Raw genomic sequence first — 205 nt, 5'->3', positions numbered from 1 at the left:
TAGTAACGGAAGTAAAAACAGATAAAAATGGTAAAGCAAAAATCTCAGACTTATCTGTAGGAAAGTACAAATTAGTAGAGAAAGAAAGCTTACCAGGCTACAAAAAATTAACAGAGCCAGTATCATTCGAAATCAAAAAAGGAATGACAGAAGTTCTATCATTAAAAATAGAAAATGAAATGGTAGATACGGGAAATGTAGAAAT

Annotated in this window: 1 protein-coding gene; it reads left to right on the top strand. The window is 30.2% G+C overall.

The window, feature by feature from the left end:
* The coding region (locus tag MR170_RS32155; protein WP_242310804.1) for a SpaA isopeptide-forming pilin-related protein at nt 1-205 on the top strand (205 nt) is incomplete at both ends.

It is taken from the genome of Bacillus cereus group sp. BfR-BA-01524 (assembly GCF_022662595.1).
GTDB lineage: Bacteria > Bacillota > Bacilli > Bacillales > Bacillaceae_G > Bacillus_A > Bacillus_A thuringiensis_S.
Note: the sequence above shows the minus strand (reverse complement) of the source record. Positions and strands in the feature narration are given on the sequence as shown.